A 21,282-nucleotide genomic window follows, 5' to 3' on the forward strand; every position below is an offset into this window, starting at 1 on the left:
ATCTGTCAATTGAACCAGAACTGGCACGCAACCCTGATTCGCCACCTGCTCCTGCTGATCACTGTCTGCCTGATAGGCGGCCTGGTCAGCGGTTTTTACGGCTGGAGCCTGGCCATCGGCCTAGGCCTGTACCTGGGCTGGACCCTCAAACAGTTGCTGCGCCTGCATGACTGGTTGCGCAACCATCAGCCCGACGAAGCACCGCCCGACGGCTATGGCCTGTGGGGCGAGGTATTCGACAGCATCTACCACCTGCAACGCCGCGACCAGCGCGTACGCGGCCGTCTGCAGGCAGTGATCGACCGGGTACAGGAGTCCACGGCAGCACTGCGCGACGCGGTGATCATGCTCGACAGCGACGGCAACCTGGAATGGTGGAACCGCGCCGCAGAAACCCTGCTGGGCTTCAAGACTCCGCAAGATGGCGGCCAGCCGGTCACCAATCTGGTACGCCACCCGCGCTTCAAGGAATACTTCGAGGCGCAGAACTTTGCCGAACCGCTGGAAATTCCCTCCCCCATCAATGACCGCATGCGCGTGCAGCTGCACCTCACCCGCTACGGCAACAACGAACACCTGATGCTGGTGCGCGACGTTACTCGCATCCATCAGCTCGAACAGATGCGCAAGGACTTCGTGGCCAACGTCTCGCACGAGTTGCGTACACCGCTGACGGTGATAGCCGGTTACCTGGAAACCCTGCTGGATAACGTCGAAGACGTGAACCCGCGCTGGAACCGGGCGTTGCAGCAGATGAGCCAGCAAGGCTCGCGCATGCAGGCCCTGCTCAACGACCTGCTGCTGCTGGCCAAGCTGGAAGCCACCGATTACCCGTCGGACAACCAGCCGGTGGCGGTCGACACCCTGCTCGGTGCGATCATGAGCGACGCCCAGGCGCTGTCCGGGCCGCGCAACCAGCGCATTACCCTGGAGGCAGCCCCGGGCCTTCGCCTCAAAGGCAGCGAGTCGGAGTTGCGCAGCGCTTTCTCCAACCTGGTGTTCAACGCGGTGAAGTACACCCAGGACGAAGGCAACATCCGTATCCGCTGGTGGGCCGACGACCAGGGCGCCCACCTGTCAGTGCAGGACTCGGGGGTCGGTATCGACGCCAAGCACCTGCCGCGCCTGACCGAACGTTTCTACCGCGTCGACTCCAGCCGCGCGTCCAACACAGGAGGCACCGGCCTGGGGCTGGCGATCGTCAAGCATGTGCTCATGCGCCATCGCGGGCGCCTTGAGATCAGCAGCGTACCGGGCCATGGCAGTACCTTCACCTGTCACTTTGCCCCCGCACAACTGGCTAACGGTGACGGTTGATTCCAAGGGCCACTTTGCTTTTGCCGCCCCAGCCGCTACATTGACCCCCCTGTGCCAGCAAAAGCTGGCACTTTTTTTCTACCTTCCCCAAAGACGGACCCCGTAAAAAATCCATCATGGACCCTTCCCCTGGTATCAGCCTCACCTCGTTATTCGCCGATTTCGGCATGATTCTCTTTGCCCTGTTCCTGGTGCTGCTCAACGGCTTTTTCGTAGCCGCCGAGTTCGCCATGGTCAAGCTGCGCTCCACGCGTGTCGAATCCATTGCCGAGCAGCACGGCTGGCGCGGCAGCATCCTGCGCAAGGTACACAACCAGCTCGACGCCTACCTGTCGGCCTGCCAGCTGGGTATCACCCTTGCCTCCCTGGGCCTTGGCTGGGTCGGTGAGCCGGCATTCGCCCACCTGCTCGAACCGCTGCTGGCATACCTGGGCGTGGACACGCCAGAGTTGATCAAGGGTGTCTCGTTCTTCGTCGCGTTCTTCGTCATCTCGTACCTGCACATCGTGGTCGGTGAACTGGCGCCCAAATCCTGGGCGATCCGCAAGCCCGAACTGCTGTCGCTGTGGACCGCGGTGCCGCTTTACCTGTTCTACTGGCTGATGTACCCGGCCATCTACCTGCTCAACGCCAGTGCCAACACCATCCTGCGCTTTGCCGGCCAGGGCGAGCCTGGCCCGCACCACGAGCACCATTACAGCCGTGAAGAGCTCAAGCTGATCCTGCACTCCAGCCGTGGCCAGGACCCGAGCGACCAGGGCATGCGTGTGCTGGCCTCGGCCGTGGAGATGGGCGAGCTGGAAGTGGTCGACTGGGCCAACTCGCGCGAAGACATGGTCAGCATCGACGCCCATGCGCCACTGAAGGAAATCCTGGCCCTGGTGCGCCGCCACAAGTTCAGCCGCTATCCGCTGTACGACGCCGAGCGTGAGGAGTTCACCGGGCTTTTGCACATCAAGGATCTGCTGCTGGAACTGGCCGAGCTCGAGCACCTGCCCGAAACCGTCGACCTGGAAGACTTGGCCCGCCCGCTGGAGCGTGTATCGCGGCACATGCCGTTGTCTCAACTGCTGGAGCAGTTCCGCAAGGGTGGCGCGCACTTCGTGCTGGTCGAGGAAGCCGATGGCAAGGTGATTGGCTACCTGACCATGGAAGACGTGCTGGAAGTGCTGGTGGGCGACATTCAGGACGAACACCGCAAGACCGAGCGCGGCATCCTGGCCTACCAGCCAGGCAAGCTGCTGGTGCGTGGCGACACGCCGCTGTTCAAGGTGGAGCGCTTGCTGGGCATCGACCTTGACCACATCGAAGCGGAAACCCTTGCCGGGCTTATCTACGAAACGCTCAAGCGCGTGCCTGAGGAAGAGGAAGTGCTGGAAGTCGAAGGCCTGCGCATCATCATCAAGAAGATGAAAGGGCCCAAGATCGTGCTGGCCAAGGTGCTCAAGCTCGGCTGAGCTGGCGGGGCCGCTTGGCGGCCCCTGACAATTTCAGGGATTACCCGCAGTAAAGTTCGGCAAACCGCCAATCGGCCGGTCGAACTGGAAGGGGATCGACTCCAGCGCCAAGCCGACGTTGCGCTGCACCACGAAATGCAGGTGGGGGCCAGTGCTGTTGCCGGTATTGCCCGACTTGGCCAACGCCTGCCCCAACGCCACCTGCTGCCCCTCGGCCACTACCACTGAACCGCGCAGCAGGTGCAGATACACTCCCATCGTGCCGTCCGGGTGAAGGATACGCACGAAATTACCCGAGGGGTTGGTACCTCGTCCGCTCTGGTTGTTCTCGATCTTCACCACCATCCCACCCCTCGCCGCAATGATCGGGGTGCCCTCCGGCATGGCGATGTCCATGGCATGACGGCCCTTGGGACCGTAATGGCTGAAGCGGCCGTTGGGCCCTTGAGTCAGGCGGAAAGGGCCGCCTTTCCATGGGAAAGGATAACGATAAGCCTGCGAGCGCTGACCGGGGTCACCCATGGCGTACTGAAATTTGCTGGCATAACGGAGCGGCCCGCCGGGTGCCGCCAGCACCGAGCTGAGCACCTTGGTCGAGCGTGGCCCGACTACGGCCCGCACGATCCGCGGGCCGTTGCCGCCGAAGGCATTGGCCAACTGATCGACGCGCAGTTCAACCTGCATGGGCACGTACAGCTCATTACGCACCAGGAAGCGCACGCCGCCCGGAAACGGCTCGGTTTGCAGGCGTACCTGGCCCTCAACCTGCTCGAACATCGGCTCGCCCAGCTCCAGAGCCTTTGCCCCTGGGCTGGGGCGCTCGGAATAGGAAGCCACCCCGAAATTGTCAGTGGTCTTGTAAATGGTCATGCCCAGGCTCGACGCCGAGGCCGTGAGCGAGGCACAGAACAGCAGCAGGCGGGCGGCGGCGGGCATGATAGTGGCTTTTTGACAGTGATGTTCTGTCGAAGCCTAGCAGTGGGATCTGGGAGCGGTATGACAGTTGGTCGGAAGACCGCCGCAGCCCTGTAGGAGCGGCCTTGCGTCGCGAAAGGGCTGCAGCGCAGCCCCAGCCATGCTTGCCGCGCTGCAAAACGGGGGACGCTGTACAGCGCTTTCGCGGACGCAAGGCCGCCCCTACAGGATCGGAGTACGACGAAACTAGGCGCCGGGGGTGAAGTGCTTCTGCGTGGTGCCGCGGGCAATCAGCCGCGACAGGTAGTCGAGCTTCTGTGCATCCTGGTCGACGAATTTGAAGGTCAGTTGCAGCCAGTCGCTTTCAGGTTTCGGCTCCAATGCCGCAATGGCATGCAGGTAACCGTTCAGGCGGGCAACTTCAGCGCTCTCGCCCTGCTCAAGGTCCAGTACAGCGCCTTCGAGCACCTGTGGCAGCACTGCACTGCGACGTACCACCAGCAACGCCTCCTTAAGGCTCAGCGCCTTGATCACACAAGGCTGAGTACCACTGGAAAGGCGCAGCTGGCCTTGTCCACGCCCGGTCTGCGCAGCGGCTGCGGCGGCCGTCTGCGGTTTCGGTGCGTTGATCAACGGCTTGGCCGGCGCAGCCGCAGCAGGCGCGGCCTTGACCGCTTCAGGTTTGCCCCCGGTCAGCGCGCTCAGCGAATCGTTGGCGAACGCCGAATTCACTCGCGCCTGGCCACCGGCGACCAAGCTTTCAAGCTTGCCGATCTTGGTCAGGGCTTTCTTCACCTTGGTCAGCAACTGCTCGTTGGTGAACGGCTTGCCGACAAAATCGGAGACGCCCGCCTGAATGGCCTGGATGACGTTTTCCTTGTCGCCGCGGCTGGTCACCATGATGAACTGCAGGCTCTTCATTTCTGGCTGCTGGCGGCACCAGGTGAGCAGCTCAAGGCCGGACATCTCGGGCATTTCCCAGTCGCACAGCACAAGGTCGAAGGTTTCCTTGCCCAGCATGGCCATGGCCTTGCGGCCGTTGACCGCATCTTCGATGACCATGCCCGGGAAGGCATTACGCAGGCACTTCCTCACCAGATCACGGATGAACGGGGCGTCATCCACGACCAGCACATTGACTTTACTCATCGATACTCCTCTTGAATCCCGACTAGCCTACCGCCGATTGGTGGCCATTTGCCAACACCTGGATCACGCCGGGACTTCTTTGCATCGTTCGCGGGTGCCTGCTGACTGCTCAAGCGCAAACGAAAACGCCCGGCGAAGGCCGGGCGTCGATGCTCGGGAGCAATCTTATTTATCGTCCGGTTCAGCCGGAACATTAGCAATTTCGGCCTCATCGCCAGCGGTGCCCTGAACTTCGGCTTTCATGCGCTTGAGGCCCATGTGGCGTACATCGGTACCGCGCACCAGGTAGATCACCAGTTCCGAGATGTTACGCGCGTGGTCGCCGATACGCTCCAGCGAACGCAGGGCCCAGATGACGCTCAGCACCCGCGAGATCGAGCGCGGGTCTTCCATCATGTAGGTCACCAGTTCACGCAGGGCGGTCTTGTACTCGCGGTCGATGGTCTTGTCGTACTGGGCAACCGACAGAGCCAGGTCGGCATCGAAGCGGGCGAAGGCATCCAGTGCGTCGCGCACCATGTTGCGCACCTGGTCGCCAATGTGGCGCACCTCGACGTAGCCGCGCGGCGACTCGCCTTCTTCGCACAACTGGATGGCGCGGCGGGCGATCTTGGTCGATTCGTCACCAATACGCTCCAGGTCGATCACCGACTTGGAAATGCTGATGATCAGGCGCAGGTCGGAGGCCGCCGGCTGGCGACGGGCGAGGATGCGCACGCACTCCTCGTCGATGTTGCGCTCCATCTGGTTGATCTGCTCGTCGACTTCACGCACCTGCTGGGCCAGGCCCGAGTCGGCCTCGATCAGCGCGGTGACCGCGTCATTGACCTGTTTCTCGACCAGCCCGCCCATGGCCAGGAGGTGGCTGCGCACCTCTTCGAGTTCGGCGTTGAACTGCTGGGAAATGTGGTGCGTCAGGCTTTCTTTGTTGATCATCGTTTAGCTCCGCGAAGCTGCAAGCTGCAAGCCTCAAGTAGTTCGTGTCGTTTCCTGGCTCCGCGCTGGCTGCTTTTTCTTGAAGCTCGAAGCTTGAAGCTCAAAGCCCGCAGGCGCGCCCAACAGCGCCGTTAGCCGTAGCGACCGGTGATGTAGTCTTCGGTCTGCTTCTTCGCCGGGTTGGTGAACAGGGTGTCGGTATCACCGAATTCGACCAGTTTGCCCATGTACATGAACGCGGTGTAGTCCGAAACACGGGCCGCCTGTTGCATGTTGTGGGTCACGATAACGATGGTGTACTTGGATTTCAGTTCGTAGATCAGCTCTTCGACCTTCAGCGTCGAGATCGGGTCCAGTGCCGAGCAAGGCTCGTCGAGCAGCAGCACTTCAGGCTCGACGGCGATGGTACGGGCGATCACCAGACGCTGCTGCTGGCCGCCGGACAGGCCCAGCGCCGAGTCATGCAGGCGGTCCTTGACCTCCTCCCACAGGGCCGCGCCCTTCAGTGCCCACTCGACCGCTTCGTCCAGCACGCGCTTCTTGTTGATGCCCTGGATACGCAGGCCATACACCACGTTCTCGTAGATAGTCTTGGGGAACGGGTTTGGCTTCTGGAACACCATGCCCACGCGGCGGCGCAGCTCGGCCACGTCCTCGCCCTTGCGGTAGATGTTGTTGCCGTACAGGTTGATGGCGCCTTCGACACGGCAACCGTCAACCAGGTCGTTCATGCGGTTGAAGGTGCGCAGCAGGGTCGATTTGCCGCAGCCGGACGGGCCGATGAAAGCCGTCACGCGTTGCTTGGGGATGTTCATGCTGACATCGAACAACGCCTGCTTGTCACCGTAATACAGGCTCAGGCCGGGTACTTCGATGGCCACGGTCTCTTCGGCCAGGCGCAGGCTCTGCTTGTCGCGGCCCAGGGCAGCCATGTCGATGCCGTGGGTGTGGGATTCTTGCTGCATGGTCTCACTCCGTTTGTAGCTGCAAGCTTTGAGCTGCAAGCTGCAAGTTAGGGCAAAGCGGCACTCCTCTTGGAGCTTGCCGCTTGTGGCTTAAAGCATCAATCAGTGGTCGAGGGCCTTGTACTTCTCGCGCAGGTGGTTACGGATCCACACCGCCGAGAGGTTAAGGGTGGCGATTACCATCACCAGCAGCAGCGCAGTGGCGTATACCAACGGCCGCGCGGCCTCGACGTTGGGGCTCTGGAAGCCGACATCGTAGATGTGGAAGCCCAGGTGCATGATCTTCTGGTCCAGGTGCAGGTACGGGTAGTTACCGTCCAGCGGCAACGACGGCGCCAGCTTGACCACGCCGACCAACATCAGCGGCGCCACTTCACCAGCGGCACGGGCCACGGCGAGGATCATGCCGGTCATCATCGCCGGGCTGGCCATTGGCAGCACGATTTTCCACAGGGTCTCGGCCTTGGTCGCGCCAAGCGCCAGCGAGCCTTCACGCACGGTGCGTGGAATACGCGCCAGGCCTTCCTCGGTGGCCACGATCACCACCGGCACAGCCAGCAGCGCCAGGGTCAGCGATGCCCACAGCAGGCCTGGCGTGCCCAGGGTCGGTGCCGGCAGCGACTCGGGGAAGAACAGACGGTCGATCGAACCACCCAGCACATAGACGAAGAAGCCCAGGCCGAACACGCCGTAGACGATGGCCGGAACGCCCGCCAGGTTGTTCACGGCGATGCGGATCAGGCGCGTCACCGGGCCTTGCTTGGCGTATTCGCGCAAGTAGACCGCCGCCAGCACGCCGAACGGGGTGACGATCACGGCCATGATCAGGGTCATCATCACGGTACCGAAAATGGCCGGGAAGATACCGCCTTCGGTGTTGGCTTCACGAGGATCGTCGCTGAGGAACTCCCAGACCTTGGCGAAGTAGGTGCCCATCTTGGTAAAGCCGGACATGGCGTTAGGCTGGATGGCGTGCACGACCTTGCTCAGGTTGATCTCCACTTCGCGGCCGTTGCCGTCGCGAGCGACCAGGCTGTCGCGGGAGAAGGCCTGATGCAGGCTGCTGAGGCGGTCTTCGATGGCCTTGTAGCGGCTGTTCAACTCGGCACGTTCGGCATCCATGTCGGCCTGGGCCGTAGCGTCCAGCTTGCCTTCCAGCTCCAGCTTGCGGCCATGCAGACGCAGGCGCTCAAGGCCATGGTTGATGGCACCGATGTCTTTTTTCTCAAGCTGCTGCAGCTCGCTGTTGAGCTGGTTGGCGCGTTTCAGGCGTGCCTGCAGCTCGTTCCAGGCGCCAGCGCCCTCGGCGACCACGCGGCCTTGTTCCTTGACGCTCACCAGGTAGCCGTAGAAGTTGCCCCATTCGCGGCGCTCCAGGGCGATCAGGTCGACCGGGCGCTGCTCGTCGACCAACCATTCACCGACCACCCAGGTGAAGTCACTGCCGTTGAGGTCACGGTTACCCACCTTGATCAGCTCACGGGTCATGAACTCCGGGCCTTCGTCCGGCACCGGCAGGCCGGCACCCTTGAGGCGGACGCGGGGCACTTCTTCTTTCTGAACCACTTCACCGACGATGACGTGGTCACCCTGGCCCGGCACCTTGTAGGTGGCCTGGACCAGGTCGGCGGGCCAGAAGTGGCCCAAGCCGCGTACAGCGATCACGGCCAGCAGGCCGACGGTCATGATGACCGCCATGGCGACCGCGCCACCGCTGATCCAGACGCCTGGGGCGCCGCTCTTGAACCAGCCTTTGAGGGAATCCTTTTTCACGGATCTCTACCTTTCTATCAAAGCGACGAGTATTTCTTGCGCAGACGCTGGCGAATCAGCTCGGCCAAGGTGTTCATGATGAAGGTGAACATCAGCAGCACGAGAGCGGCGAGGAACAGCACACGGTAATGGCTGCCGCCGACTTCGGATTCGGGCATCTCCACCGCCACGTTGGCGGCCAAGGTACGCATGCCTTCGAACAGGTTCATCTCCATCACCGGGGTGTTGCCGGTGGCCATGAGCACGATCATGGTCTCGCCCACCGCTCGGCCCATGCCGATCATCAGCGCCGAGAAGATACCCGGGCTGGCAGTGAGGATGACCACGCGAGTCAAGGTCTGCCACGGCGTCGCACCCAGGGCCAGGGAGCCCAGGGTCAGGCTGCGCGGCACGCTGAACACGGCGTCTTCGGCGATCGAGTAGATGTTCGGGATGACCGCAAAGCCCATGGCGATACCCACTACCAGGGCGTTGCGCTGGTCGTAGGTGATACCCAGGTCATTGGTGATCCACAGGCGCATGTCGCCGCCGAAGAACCAGGTTTCCAGGTACGGGCTCATGGTCAGGGCGAACCAGCCGGTGAACAGGATCACCGGGATCAGGATGGCGGCTTCCCAACCATCCGGAACGCGCAGGCGAATCGACTCTGGCAGGCGGCTCCAGGTGAAGCCCGCCAGCAGGATGCCGAACGGCATCAGCAGGAACAGGCTGAACACACCCGGCAGGTGCCCTTCCAGGTACGGCGCGAGGAACAGGCCAGCGAAGAAGCCGAGGATCACCGTCGGCATCGCTTCCATCAGTTCGATCACCGGCTTGACCTTGCGGCGCATGCCCGGGGCCATGAAGTAAGCGGTGTAGATAGCTGCGGCAATGGCCAGCGGAGCCGCCAGGATCATCGCGTAGAAGGCGGCCTTGAGGGTACCGAAGGTCAGGGGCGACAGGCTCAGCTTAGGCTCGAAGTCGGTGTTCGAAGCCGTCGACTGCCAGACGTACTTGGGCTCGTCGTAGTTCTCGTACCAGACCTTGCCCCACAGTGCGCTGAAGGAAATTTCCGGGTGCGGGTTCTTCAGGTTCAGTGGCAGCAGCTTGCCGCCCTCTTCGATGAAGATACGGTTGGCACGCGGCGACAGGGCCAGGATACCCGGGCCTTCGGCAGCAGGCTCGACCAGCAGGGTGCGGTGCGCGGTGCTGTGGAAGACGCCCAGCTTGCCTTCGGCGTCCAGGGCGACGAAGCCCTTGCGGCGCTCTTCGGCGTCGATCTGGACGATCGGCGCCTTGCCCATCTGGAAGGTACGGATCTGCTTGAAACGCGATTCGCCATCCGGGTCACGGGCCATGAACCATTGGGCCAGGCCACCTTTGGAGTCACCGATGATCAGCGAGATGCCGCCGACCAGTTGCGCGGTGGCGGTGATCTCGGTGTCAGCGCTCTCGGACAGCTTGTAGCGGCCATTGAGGCTCTTGTCGCGCAGGCTGAAGACATCCGCGGTGGCTCGGCCGTTGATCACGTACAGCCACTGCTGGCGCGGGTCGATGAAGATGTTCTTCACCACCTCGGTCATTTGCGGCAGCTCGATGCGGCTCTGCTCGGTGGTGACCTCTTCGGTCATCAGGTTTTCGGTGCGCGTCAGCTCGACCACCTGCAGGTGCGCGCCGGTGGAACCGGCCAGCATCAGGGTATCGCCGTTTACGTTGACGCTGACGTGCTCCAGCGCGCGGCCCTGCTCATCCAACACGAACGGCTCCTGGCCGTACGGGTAGTCGATGCCTGGGGTGATGGTCTTTTTGTTGTCCGGGTAAGTGATCTTATAGGTGTGGTGGAACACCAGCGCCTGACCATTGGACAAGCCCAGCACTACCAGCGGGCTGCCCGGCTGGTCGGTGCTGATCGAGCTGACCTGGGTGCCTGCCGGCAGCGGCAGGTCGACGCGGTTGAGCTCGTTACCAGTCTTGGTATCGAAGAACAGTGCCTGCCCCTTGTCCGAGACGCGCATGCCGACCAGGTTCTGCTCTTCGAGCGCGATCATCAGCGGCTTGCCGGCATCCTGCTGCAGCCAGGTCGGCTCCAAGGCCTTCTTGCTGGTCAGCTCGGCGCCCTGGAACAGCGGCAGCACCACATAGGCCAGATAGAAGAAGATCAGCGTGATGGCTGCCAGCACGGCAAGCCCGCCCACCAGTACATACCAGCGGGTCAGGCGGTCCTTGAGCGCGCGCATGCGGCGCTTGCGTTGCAACTCGGGCGTATTGAAATCAATCCGCTCGGGAGGGGATTTTTGGGTCATGGTGGAGTTGGCCAGATCATTCATGCGCACACCCTAGCGGTCCCGTATGACAAAAACATGACAGTGCGTTGACGCAAAAAAGCCCGCCGCTCAGGAGCCCTGGCTTCGGACCGAGAATTCGTGGAAAAGGCCGGCTTCAGTGCCGGCCTTTTCCTCAGTTACTTACTTCTTTGCAACGTTACCGGCGTGGGACAGGCCCAGGTCAGCCAGGGTCTTGTCGACCACCTTGGCCGGCAGCGGAATGTAGCCGTCCTTCACCACGACCTGCTGGCCAGCCTGCGACAGCACCAGCTTGACGAACTCGGCTTCCAGCGGGGCCAGAGGCTTGTTCGGGGCCTTGTTGACGTAGACGTACAGGAAGCGCGACAGCGGGTAGGTACCGTTCAGGGCATTGGCTTCGTTGTCTTCGATGAACTCGCCGCCTTCCTTCTTGGCCAGACCTACGGTCTTGACGCTGGCAGTCTTGTAGCCGATGCCCGAATAGCCGATGCCGTTCAACGAGGAGCTGATCGACTGCACGACCGACGCCGAGCCGGGCTGTTCGTTGACGTTAGGCTTGAAGTCGCCTTTGCACAGGGCTTCTTCCTTGAAGTAACCGTAGGTACCCGATACCGAGTTACGGCCGAACAGCTGAACTGGCTTGTTGGCCAGATCGCCGGTCACGCCCAGGTCGCCCCAGGTCTTGACGTCGGCCTTGGCGCCGCACAGGCGAGTGGAAGAGAAGATCGCGTCGACCTGAGCCATGGTCAGGCCCTTGATCGGGTTGTCCTTGTGTACGAACACGGCCAGGGCGTCGACGGCGACCGGGATGGCGGTCGGCTTGTAGCCATACTTCTGCTCGAAGGCCTGCAGCTCGACGTCCTTCATCTTGCGGCTCATCGGGCCAAGGTTGGCGGTGCCTTCGGTCAGCGCGGGTGGCGCGGTGGAGGAGCCAGCAGCCTGGATCTGGATGTTGACGTTCGGATATTCCTTCTTGTAGGCCTCGGCCCACAGAGTCATGAGGTTCGCGAGGGTGTCGGAACCGACGCTGGAGAGGTTGCCCGAAACACCGGTAGTCTTGGTGTAGGTCGGGATCGCAGGGTCGACGGCGGCTACCGCGTTGGCGGTTGCAACGCCAGCGGCGGCAAAGGTGAGGGCCGCCATCAAACGCTTCAGTTTCATGCCTTGCTCCTAGCAGGAATATTGGGATGTTGGATGGATCGGGCCCAAGTATCTGCAGGCCGCATGAATACGATATGACTCCAATATGACAATTGGATGAAAGGCCATCACTGGATACCCAGGATGGCCTTTCAAAATGTTGCAGGGGCAGGGGCTAGAGCGATATCAGCGTTTTTTCGACAGCAAATACAGCCCGACAACCAGACCGACGGCGCACAGGCCCGCTACGTAATAAGCAGGCGCCATCGGGCTGACCTTGAGCAGCGCAGTCACCACCATCGGCGTCAAGCCGCCGAAAATGGCGTAGGCCACGTTGTAGGAGAACGACAGGCCGCTGAAGCGCACCGCCGCCGGGAACGCCTTGACCATCACATAGGGCACCGCGCCGATCACGCCTACGCACAGGCCGGTGATGGCATACAGCGGGAACAGCAGTTGCGGGTGGGTCGGCAGGCTGTGGTAGAAGGTCCAGGACGTCACCAGCAGCAACAGGCTGCCGATCACGAAGACGCGGCCGGCACCAAAGCGGTCGGCCAGGCTGCCGGAGCCGATGCAGCCAAGGCTAAGCAGCACGATCGCCAGGCTGTTGGCCTTGAGCGAGTCGGTGGGGCTGATGTGGTAGATGCTCTGCAACAACGCCGGTGTCATCAGGATGACCACTACGATGCCGGCAGAAAGCATCCAGGTCAGCAGCATCGACAGGATGATCGGCCCGCGGTGATCACGCAGCACGGCCCGCAGCGGCAGCTCTTCGGCAAGCGCCTTGCGCTGCTGCATCTCGGCGAATACCGGCGTTTCGTGCAGCCAGCGGCGCAGGTACACCGAGAACAGGCCGAACACACCGCCAAGCAGGAACGGGATACGCCAGGCGTAGTCGGCGACTTCTTCAACGCTGTAGGCCGTGTTGATCAGCGTCGCCACCAGCGAGCCAAGCAGGATGCCAGCGGTCAGGCCGGCGGTCAGGGTGCCGCAGGCATAGCCGGTGTTGCGCGCTGGCACATGCTCGGACACGAACACCCAGGCGCCAGGTACTTCGCCCCCGATCGCCGCCCCCTGGATCACGCGCATCAGCAGCAACAGTATCGGTGCCCATAGGCCGATCTGTGCATAGGTCGGCAGCAAACCCATGATCAGCGTTGGCAGGGCCATCATGAAGATGCTCAGGGTGAACATCTTCTTGCGCCCGAGCAGGTCGCCGAAGTGGGCCATGATGATGCCGCCCAGCGGCCGGGCCAGGTAGCCGGCGGCGAAAATGCCGAAGGTCTGCATCAGACGCAGCCACTCGGGCATGTCGGCCGGGAAGAACAGCTTGCCGACCACCGTGGCGAAAAACACGAAAATGATGAAGTCGTAGAACTCAAGGGCTCCGCCTAGCGCGGACAGTGAGAGGGTCTTGTAGTCACTGCGGGTCAGCGGCCGCGAGGGCTGCTCGATACTGCTCGGCACGGAGGTCATTGCTTGTTCTTCTCTTGTAGGGCATGCAGGCCGCTTGGCACGCGGCTTCTGGCGGTGACAGGCGAAGATAGCAAATTGCCGGGGCGTGCTGAAAGCGATACAAAATCCATACAGATATTCATGACTGCACGGTCGTCGCTGAGCGTTTGGCTATATATACTGCCCGTTCGTAGGAAAACGTTGCCGCCACGGTGGGATGTTGTGCGAAAACGCCGGTCTTTTAAGTCAGGCGGTTTCGCAGAATTTCCCTACGGCCGTCCAGCGAAACGAAATCGGCGTAGTATGTTTCAAGCTGAATCGTTTACTCGGCCTTTGCGCCACACCAACGAAAGCGTCACGGGTCAGAGGCCCCACCGCATGATTGAGCTCGAACAAGAAGATCCTATCCCGCAAGGCGACCTGGCCCTGCAAATCACTGCGTTGCCCCGCGAAACCAACGGTTTTGGCGACATCTTTGGCGGCTGGCTGGTCGCCCAGATGGACCTGGCAGGCACTGCCATGGCGAGCCGCGTCGCGGGCGGCCGGGTGGCAACAGTGGCCATTGACCGCATGGCCTTCCTGGTGCCTGTGGCCGTGGGCGCACAACTGTCGTTCTATACCCAGACGCTGGAAATCGGCCGCAGCTCGATCCAGATGATGGTCGAAGTGTGGAGCGACGACCCGCTGTCCAGCGAATGGCGCAAGGTGACTGAAGCAGTGTTCGTCTTCGTCGCCATCGATGGCAGCGGCCGCACCCGCTCGGTGCCTCGTCGCTAAGCCATACGAGCGGTAAACTCATTGCAAGGCACCGGGTCCAAGGCCCACAGGCAATCAATGAGACGAGCGCAATGGCTACCTTCCAGGTCGTAACCGAGCAACACGGCGAACTCAACTGCTGGCGTATCACCAGCGACCGTGCCGAACTGCTGATCGCCCAGCAGGGTGCACAGATCCTCAGCTACCAGCACATTGGCGAGCCGCCGCTGCTGTGGCTGAGTGACCAGGCCATGTTCCGTCAGGGTAAGTCGGTGCGCGCAGGTGTGCCGGTGTGCTGGCCGTGGTTCGGCAACCTGCAGCGCAACCCCGAATCCGTTCAGGGCATGTACCGTGGCACGCAGGCTCCCGCCCATGGGTTGGCCCGCACACGTGACTGGCAACTGTTGGGCATCGAAGAGGCAGCCAGCGCGCTGCGCATCGAATTCGAACTGCCGGAGGCCCAGGGCGATCTGCCGGAGTGGCCGCATGATGTGGAGCTGAAGCTGCTGATCGTCATGGGGGATACGCTTGAACTGACCCTCACCAGCCGTAACAGGGGCAATACCCCTGTCACCATCAGCCAGGCCCTGCACAGCTACTTTGCCGTCAGCGATGTGCGTCAGGCGCGTGTCGAGGGTGTCGACGGGCTGGGCTACATCGAGACCCTGGCTGACTGGGAACAGCGCCAGCAGCAGGGTGCGCTGACGTTCACCGGTGAGACCGATCGCATCTACCTGAATACGCCTGCGCAACTGAGCATTGTCGACCCGCACTGGAACCGGCGCATTACCCTGACCAGCAGCGGTTCACGTTCAGCGGTGATCTGGAACCCATGGACCGACAGAGCCCGGGAATTGCCTGACATGGCCGATGATGGCTGGCAGCGGATGCTGTGCATCGAGACGGCGAATGTCTGGGACGATGTGGTGGAGTTGAAACCTGGGGCGGTTCATTCCCTGCAAGTGGCAATTGGCAGCGTAGCGCTTTGATTCAACTGCCTGGGACCGCTGTGCGGTCCTTTCGCGACACAAGGCCGCTCAGAGATCGCGCATACCTGCAGGAGCAGCCCCTTCACAGGTCAGCGTCCTCCACTACCCTTACCTTCCCGGCTTCCAGCGCATACGCCGCATCGGCCAGGTCGTTGCTGACCTTTTCCACCTTCAACGTCCCGCTGACCCACAACGGCGTGTAGATGTCATCGATCTTCAAGCCCTTCGGATAGCGCACCAGCACCAGCTGGTTGGGTGGCGGCGGCGGTACATGGATGCAGGCGCCCGGGTACGGCACCAAGAAGAACAGCGTGCTGTTGCCCTTGGCATCGCTTTCAAGCGGCACGGGGTAACCACCGAGACGAATTTCCTTGCCGTTCATGGCGGCCACGGTCTTGGTCGAGTACATCACCGCCGGCAGGCCCTTGCTTTGCTTCAAGCCGCCCTTGTCGGTGAAGGTACCCATCGCCTCCGGCGAGTTGTGGTCGATCTCGGGCATTTGCTCGAGGGCTTTCTGGTCCGACTTGGGCATCAGCTCGAGCCAGTCGGTTTCAGGCAGTTCGGCATGGGCCAGGGAGCTGGCCAGGAGCATGGGGATGAGGAATAACGCACGCATGAAGATGCTCGGCAACTCGGATGAATTGCCGGGCATTCTAACCAGTATTCAGCGTTTCTTGATGAATCCGTAGATCACCAGAAGGACGATGGCACCCACCAGCGCGCCGAAGAAGCCCGCTGCCTGCCCGGCCTGGTAAATACCCAGCGCCTGGCCGCCATACGTGGCGATCAAGGAGCCGGCAATACCCAGCAGGATGGTCATGATCCAGCCCATGCTGTCGTCGCCGGGCTTGATGAAGCGCGCCAGCAGACCAACGATGAGGCCGATGAAGATAGTTCCAATGATACCCATGGCAATCCCTCTGCAGTGAAGATGGAGCAAGCCAAAGCCTAGACAGCGCTTTGGCTTGTTGCCATTTCAGAGGGCGAACCGCTTGCAGAAGTTCGATCAGATGCCCGATCAGTTGCTGATCAGGGCCTCTACTTCGGCAATCTTGCGCTCGAGGGTGGCCATGTCCTGGCAACGCAAGGTGGCGTGGCCTACCTTGCGCCCGGCCTTGAAGGCCTTGCCATAGTGATGCAGGTGGCAGTCATCGATGGCGATGACCTTGTCCACTGCCGGCACTTCACCGATAAAGTTGAGCATGGCGCTCTCGCCAACCTTGGCAGTCGAACCCAGCGGCAGGCCGGCAACGGCGCGCAGGTGGTTTTCGAACTGGCTGCACTCGGCGCCTTCGATGGTCCAGTGCCCGGAGTTGTGCACACGCGGCGCGATCTCGTTGGCCTTGAGGCCACCGTCGACTTCAAAGAACTCGAAGGCCATCACACCCACATAGTCCAGCTGCTTGAGCACACGGCCGACATAATCTTCGGCCAGGCCCTGCAGAGGGTGCGCCTGGCTTGCCACGGACAGGCGCAGGATGCCGCTCTCGTGGGTGTTGTGCACCAACGGGTAGAAGCGGGTTTCGCCATCGCGTGCTCGCACGGCCACCAGGGACACTTCGCCAGTGAACGGCACGAAGCCTTCCAGCAGGCACGGCACGCTGCCCAGCTCGGCAAAGGTACCCACCACATCTTCAGGGGTGCGCAGAACCTTCTGGCCCTTGCCGTCGTAACCCAGGGTCCGGGTCTTGAGCACGGCCGGCAGGCCGATGCTGGCCACCGCCGCATCAAGGTCGGCCTGCGAGAGGATGTCGGCGAAGGCCGGGGTTGGAATGCCCAGGTCGCGGAACATGCTCTTCTCGAACAGGCGGTCGCGGGCGATGCGCAGCGCTTCGGCGCTCGGGTACACCGGGACGAACTGCGAGAGGAAGGCGACGGTCTCGGCCGGGACGCTTTCGAACTCGAAGGTCACCAGGTCGACTTCGTCTGCCAGCTGGCGCAGGTGGTCCTGGTCGCCGTAGTCGGCACGCAGGTGCTCGCCAAGTGGCGCCGCGCAGGCGTCCGGCGCCGGGTCGAGGAAGGCGAAGTTCATGCCCAGCGGGGTGCCCGCCAGAGCCAGCATGCGGCCCAGCTGGCCGCCACCGATAACACCGATCTTCATGGGTTCAGCCTCAAGCCTGACGTGGGTCTGGATTGTCCAGCACAGTGTCGGTCTGCTCGGTGCGGAACTGCTTGAGCGCCGCGTGATACTGCGGGTATTTGGCACCGAGGATGCTCGCCGACAGCAGCGCGGCGTTGACCGCGCCGGCACGGCCGATGGCCAGGGTGGCAACCGGTACGCCGGCAGGCATCTGCACGATCGACAGCAGCGAGTCGACACCCGACAACATCGACGACTGTACCGGCACACCCAGCACCGGCAGGTGGGTCTTGGCGGCGCACATGCCAGGCAGGTGCGCAGCGCCACCAGCGCCGGCGATGATCACCTCGATGCCGCGCCCTTCGGCTTCTTCAGCGTACTGGAACAGCAGATCCGGGGTGCGGTGGGCGGAAACCACCTTCACTTCGTAGGGAATGCCGAGTTTTTCCAGCATATCGGCGGTGTGGCTAAGGGTGGACCAATCGGACTTGGAGCCCATGATCACGCCAACCAGTGCACTCATCGTCGAGCCTCTCCTGCAAGCGCCTTCTGGCGCGCTAAAAGCAACAAGCCACGCAGGTGGACCGGCGTGGCTTGTCATACGGATTCTGAATCGACCGGGTCGGCCGAAGGCGCGGGATTGTAGCGTATTTCAAGTCGGCCCGCCCACCCCTACAAGCACATGTCGGATCAAAGGGCAAGCTGTCTCGTGGGACAACTTTTTCCGACTGCCGAAAGGCAGCCCGGGTGGTGACGATTGCGCCCGCCAATTTCAATCTCCTTGGAGAATCGCCATGCCCAAGACCCTCGCGTTCTTTTTCAGCCTCCTGCTGTCCCTGCAGCTGCCTTGCGCAGTAGCGGCCAAGTCGCTGGTTGTGACCGTTTACCTTCACGACGAACTGGCCAGCATCAGCGACGAGCAATTGCACAACGATTACTTTCAGCACTGGCTCGATGAGATGCGCAGTTTCACCTCCCACCCCACGGAACTGATCTTGCGACGCAACGTGCCCGGCATCACCGATATTGATTATCAAGGCGTGCCATCGAGTCAGATTCTTGAGGCGTTCACCCAAGGAGTGCTTGAACTGACCTCGAACCACCCCTTCTCGTTCATGAACAAGCACCTGCTGATGACGCGCAACAGCTATGACCACAGCGGGCTTAACTACAATGCGGGCCTGGCGTACTTCAAACAGAACACCGCCATCGCCTCATTGGCCGCTTACAGCAGCGCCGCCCATGAAATCGGCCATCTGCTTTCCGCCACGCATGAAGACGCCGAACTGAAGTTCAACGGATGGGTGTGCGAAACCTACACACACCCCCGAATTCCGGCCCGATCGAACTGCTACCGGTACAGCGACAAGAACCGGGCGAACATCGCCGACTACCTCAAGTACAACTCACACTGAGCCTTCACCTTGAGCACCAGCGGACTCGAGCTTGCGCCAGAGCAGGCGCACGTTGGCCTTGCGCACCAATGCACAGCGATACAAGCGGATTTCCAGTGGCACATGCCACTGGGCCCCTCCGCAGATGGCCAACTCGCCACGCTCCAGTTCGCCACGCATTGAAAGCCGGGGCACCCAGGCAACGCCCATGCCTTCCAACGCCATGCTCTTCAAACTGTCGGCCATGGCTGTCTCATACACCGTGGTGTAGCGCAAATTGCGCTGGCGCAGCAGCAGGCTCACAGAGCGGCCAAGGAAGGCGCCAGCACTGTAAGCAAGCAACGGCACGCTGGCATCGCCCTCAAGGTCGAACATCGGCTTTCCATCGGCCCCCACGGCGCAGACGGGAAGCATTTCGGTGGTCCCCATGTGCAGCGACGGGAAAATTTCGGCGTCCATCTGCAGCGCCGCATCCGGGTCATAGAAAGCCAGCATCAAATCGCAGCCGCCTTCGCGCAAGGCATGCACAGCATCACCGACGTTGGTGGCTACCAGCCGTGTGGCGATGTTCAAACCATCGTTGCGCAGTTGTGCAACCCAGCGAGGGAAAAAGCCAGATGCCAGCGAGTGCGCCGCCGCCACCTGGATCACCTCGCCCTGGCCACCTTCAAGATGATGCAAATGGCGTAGAACTTCGCTCAACTGGTCGACAACTGTGCGCGCTGTAACCAGAAAAAGTTGACCAGCCGCCGTCAGCTCGATGGGCGTGCGGGAACGATTCACCAGCGTCAGGCCAAGCGCCGCCTCCAGGCTACGAATACGTCGGCTGAACGCCGGCTGGGTGACGAAACGGCGCTCCGCCGCCTGGGAAAAACTACGGGTGGCGGCCAGCGCACTGAAGTCTTCCAGCCATTTGCTTTCTAGGTTCACTAAGCGAATCTCCCGGCATGCACCAAAATGGAACACGCTCGAATGTCAATTGGCGTCACATCAAACACTATGCCGTTTGTGCATAGGTTAGCGTGCAACAGCATTGGCCGCAAAATCCCCTTAAGGCCTAGGATTGGCGCCATTCCGGCATGTGCCGGGTCAAAATCGAGATGATATCCATCATGTCCTCCGCTGCATCGTTCCGCGTCGAAAAAGATCTGCTTGGTACCCTTGAAGTCCCTGCCGATGCCTACTACGGCATCCAGACTCTGCGCGCTGCCAACAACTTCCATCTCTCCGGTGTTCCGCTGTCGCACTACCCGAAGCTGGTCGTGGCACTTGCCATGGTCAAGCAGGCCGCTGCCGACGCCAACCGCGAGCTGGGGCACCTGAGCGATGCCAAGCACGCCGCCATCAGCGAGGCCTGCGCCCGCCTGATCCGCGGTGACTTCCACGACCAGTTCGTTGTGGACATGATTCAAGGTGGCGCTGGTACTTCCACCAACATGAACGCCAACGAAGTCATCGCCAACGTCGCACTGGAGGCCATGGGCCACCAGAAGGGTGAGTACCAGTACCTGCACCCGAACAACGACGTGAACATGGCGCAGTCGACCAACGACGCTTACCCGACCGCCATCCGTCTGGGCCTGCTGCTGGGCCACGACGCGCTGCTGGCCAGCCTCGACAGCCTGATCCAGGCCTTCGCTGCCAAAGGTAAAGAGTTCGACCACGTACTGAAGATGGGCCGCACCCAGCTGCAGGACGCCGTGCCGATGACCCTGGGCCAGGAATTCCGCGCCTTCGCCACCACCATGACCGAAGACCTGCAGCGCCTGCGCTCGCTGGCCCCGGAACTGCTGACCGAAATCAACCTGGGCGGTACCGCCATCGGCACCGGCATCAACGCCGACCCTGGCTACCAGGCCCTGGCCGTACAGCGCCTGGCGACCATCAGCGGCCAGCCGCTGGTACCGGCTGCCGACCTGATCGAAGCCACCTCCGACATGGGCGCCTTCGTGCTGTTCTCCGGCATGCTCAAGCGTACTGCGGTCAAGCTGTCGAAGATCTGCAACGACCTGCGCCTGCTGTCCAGCGGCCCACGCACCGGCATCAACGAGATCAACCTGCCAGCGCGCCAGCCAGGCAGCTCGATCATGCCAGGCAAGGTCAACCCGGTCATCCCGGAAGCCGTCAACCAGGTTGCCTTCGCCATCATGGGCAACGACCTGGCCCTGACCGTCGCCGCCGAAGGTGGCCAGCTGCAGCTGAACGTGATGGAGCCGCTGATCGCCTACAAGATCTTCGACTCGATCCGCCTGCTCCAGCGTGCCATGGACATGCTGCGCGAGCACTGCATCGTCGGCATCACTGCCAACGAACAGCGCTGCCGTGAACTGGTCGAGCACTCGATCGGCCTGGTCACCGCCCTGAACCCCTACATCGGCTACGAAAACGCCACCCGTATCGCCCGCGTAGCCCTGGAAACAGGCCGTGGTGTGCTGGAACTGGTGCGCGAAGAACAGCTGCTGGACGAAGTGATGCTCAACGACATCCTGCGCCCGGAAAACATGATCGCTCCACGTCTGGTTCCGCTGAAGGCGTAACCCGGCTGCTGCAAACAGTCTCACCAGGTTTGAGGGACTAGACACCTCTCGACCTTTCAAGGGCCCGAGCGCACGCTCCGGGCCCTTTTTTTCGCCCGCGAAATCCCGGCACACAACTTGCTCTGTAATGCCTCCCC

At 62.0% G+C, this 21,282-nt stretch carries 19 protein-coding genes; 6 read left to right on the forward strand and 13 right to left on the reverse strand.

The window, feature by feature from the left end:
• The first annotated feature begins 9 nt into the window (after nucleotides 1-9).
• Nucleotides 10-1,317, forward strand: coding sequence for a phosphate regulon sensor histidine kinase PhoR (gene phoR / locus BLX42_RS19435; protein ID WP_161872416.1), 1,308 nt, complete (start codon nucleotides 10-12; stop codon nucleotides 1,315-1,317).
• A gap of 116 nt (nucleotides 1,318-1,433) precedes the next feature.
• Complete coding sequence (locus tag BLX42_RS19440) at nucleotides 1,434-2,774, forward strand: hemolysin family protein (RefSeq protein WP_046786848.1); 1,341 nt, start codon at nucleotides 1,434-1,436, stop codon at nucleotides 2,772-2,774.
• A gap of 33 nt (nucleotides 2,775-2,807) precedes the next feature.
• On the opposite strand, the gene BLX42_RS19445 is transcribed toward BLX42_RS19440, so the two are convergent.
• From BLX42_RS19445 to BLX42_RS19480, 8 genes are all read right to left on the reverse strand, one after another.
• A complete protein-coding gene (locus tag BLX42_RS19445; protein WP_161872417.1) occupies nucleotides 2,808-3,710 on the reverse strand; it encodes a peptidoglycan DD-metalloendopeptidase family protein in 903 nt (300 codons plus the stop codon).
• A 225-nt stretch (nucleotides 3,711-3,935) separates the two neighbouring features.
• Nucleotides 3,936-4,838 (reverse strand): response regulator, encoded by a 903-nt coding sequence (locus BLX42_RS19450; RefSeq protein ID WP_046786845.1) that lies wholly within the window; start codon nucleotides 4,836-4,838, stop codon nucleotides 3,936-3,938.
• Nucleotides 4,839-5,003: 165 nt separating this feature from the next.
• The gene (gene phoU, locus BLX42_RS19455; RefSeq protein WP_012312100.1) at nucleotides 5,004-5,774 is read right to left on the reverse strand and encodes a phosphate signaling complex protein PhoU; all 771 of its coding nucleotides are present in this window, start codon (nucleotides 5,772-5,774) and stop codon (nucleotides 5,004-5,006) included.
• Between the two features lie 131 nt (nucleotides 5,775-5,905).
• Nucleotides 5,906-6,739, reverse strand: a complete 834-nt coding sequence (gene pstB, locus BLX42_RS19460; RefSeq protein WP_012312099.1) for a phosphate ABC transporter ATP-binding protein PstB — start codon at nucleotides 6,737-6,739, stop codon at nucleotides 5,906-5,908.
• 102 nt (nucleotides 6,740-6,841) lie between these two features.
• Nucleotides 6,842-8,512, reverse strand: coding sequence for a phosphate ABC transporter permease PstA (gene pstA, locus BLX42_RS19465; protein WP_119688039.1), 1,671 nt, complete (start codon nucleotides 8,510-8,512; stop codon nucleotides 6,842-6,844).
• 17 nt (nucleotides 8,513-8,529) lie between these two features.
• The gene (locus BLX42_RS19470) at nucleotides 8,530-10,818 is read right to left on the reverse strand and encodes an ABC transporter permease subunit (RefSeq protein ID WP_161872418.1); all 2,289 of its coding nucleotides are present in this window, start codon (nucleotides 10,816-10,818) and stop codon (nucleotides 8,530-8,532) included.
• Between the two features lie 138 nt (nucleotides 10,819-10,956).
• Nucleotides 10,957-11,955, reverse strand: coding sequence for a phosphate ABC transporter substrate-binding protein PstS (locus BLX42_RS19475; RefSeq protein WP_012312096.1), 999 nt, complete (start codon nucleotides 11,953-11,955; stop codon nucleotides 10,957-10,959).
• Between the two features lie 165 nt (nucleotides 11,956-12,120).
• The gene (locus BLX42_RS19480; protein ID WP_046786842.1) at nucleotides 12,121-13,410 is read right to left on the reverse strand and encodes an MFS transporter; all 1,290 of its coding nucleotides are present in this window, start codon (nucleotides 13,408-13,410) and stop codon (nucleotides 12,121-12,123) included.
• 357 nt (nucleotides 13,411-13,767) lie between these two features.
• Here BLX42_RS19480 and BLX42_RS19485 point away from each other — a divergent pair, with 357 nt between their 5' ends.
• Nucleotides 13,768-14,166, forward strand: coding sequence for an acyl-CoA thioesterase (locus BLX42_RS19485; protein WP_003253317.1), 399 nt, complete (start codon nucleotides 13,768-13,770; stop codon nucleotides 14,164-14,166).
• A 71-nt stretch (nucleotides 14,167-14,237) separates the two neighbouring features.
• Nucleotides 14,238-15,134, forward strand: a complete 897-nt coding sequence (locus tag BLX42_RS19490; protein ID WP_161872419.1) for a D-hexose-6-phosphate mutarotase — start codon at nucleotides 14,238-14,240, stop codon at nucleotides 15,132-15,134.
• A gap of 82 nt (nucleotides 15,135-15,216) precedes the next feature.
• Here BLX42_RS19490 and BLX42_RS19495 read toward each other — a convergent pair whose 3' ends face one another.
• The 4 genes from BLX42_RS19495 to purE all read right to left on the reverse strand — a co-directional run bounded on the left by BLX42_RS19495 (nucleotide 15,217) and on the right by purE (nucleotide 17,737).
• Nucleotides 15,217-15,750 (reverse strand): DUF3299 domain-containing protein, encoded by a 534-nt coding sequence (locus BLX42_RS19495; RefSeq protein ID WP_371316821.1) that lies wholly within the window; start codon nucleotides 15,748-15,750, stop codon nucleotides 15,217-15,219.
• A 48-nt stretch (nucleotides 15,751-15,798) separates the two neighbouring features.
• Nucleotides 15,799-16,044 carry a GlsB/YeaQ/YmgE family stress response membrane protein gene (locus tag BLX42_RS19500; protein WP_046786839.1) on the reverse strand — a complete coding sequence of 82 codons (246 nt, stop codon included), beginning with the start codon at nucleotides 16,042-16,044 and terminating at the stop codon, nucleotides 15,799-15,801.
• A gap of 108 nt (nucleotides 16,045-16,152) precedes the next feature.
• Nucleotides 16,153-17,235: a 5-(carboxyamino)imidazole ribonucleotide synthase gene (locus BLX42_RS19505; RefSeq protein ID WP_046786838.1), complete on the reverse strand. Its 1,083-nt coding sequence runs from the start codon at nucleotides 17,233-17,235 to the stop codon at nucleotides 16,153-16,155.
• Between the two features lie 10 nt (nucleotides 17,236-17,245).
• Nucleotides 17,246-17,737: a 5-(carboxyamino)imidazole ribonucleotide mutase gene (purE, locus tag BLX42_RS19510; protein WP_003253304.1), complete on the reverse strand. Its 492-nt coding sequence runs from the start codon at nucleotides 17,735-17,737 to the stop codon at nucleotides 17,246-17,248.
• A gap of 271 nt (nucleotides 17,738-18,008) precedes the next feature.
• Between purE and BLX42_RS19515 the strand changes: the two genes are divergently transcribed.
• A complete protein-coding gene (locus BLX42_RS19515) occupies nucleotides 18,009-18,629 on the forward strand; it encodes a hypothetical protein (RefSeq protein ID WP_046786836.1) in 621 nt (206 codons plus the stop codon).
• On the opposite strand, the gene BLX42_RS19520 is transcribed toward BLX42_RS19515, so the two are convergent.
• Nucleotides 18,621-19,538 (reverse strand): LysR substrate-binding domain-containing protein, encoded by a 918-nt coding sequence (locus tag BLX42_RS19520; RefSeq protein WP_046786835.1) that lies wholly within the window; start codon nucleotides 19,536-19,538, stop codon nucleotides 18,621-18,623. The two genes, BLX42_RS19515 and BLX42_RS19520, sit on opposite strands and share 9 nt — an antisense overlap.
• Before the next feature lie 182 nt (nucleotides 19,539-19,720).
• Between BLX42_RS19520 and aspA the strand changes: the two genes are divergently transcribed.
• Nucleotides 19,721-21,145: an aspartate ammonia-lyase gene (aspA, locus tag BLX42_RS19525; RefSeq protein WP_042111854.1), complete on the forward strand. Its 1,425-nt coding sequence runs from the start codon at nucleotides 19,721-19,723 to the stop codon at nucleotides 21,143-21,145.
• Nucleotides 21,146-21,282: the final 137 nt, after the last annotated feature.

Origin of the sequence: Pseudomonas sp. SG-MS2 (genome assembly GCF_009933855.1) — a bacterium.
Taxonomy (GTDB): Bacteria; Pseudomonadota; Gammaproteobacteria; order Pseudomonadales; family Pseudomonadaceae; genus Aquipseudomonas; species Aquipseudomonas putida_E.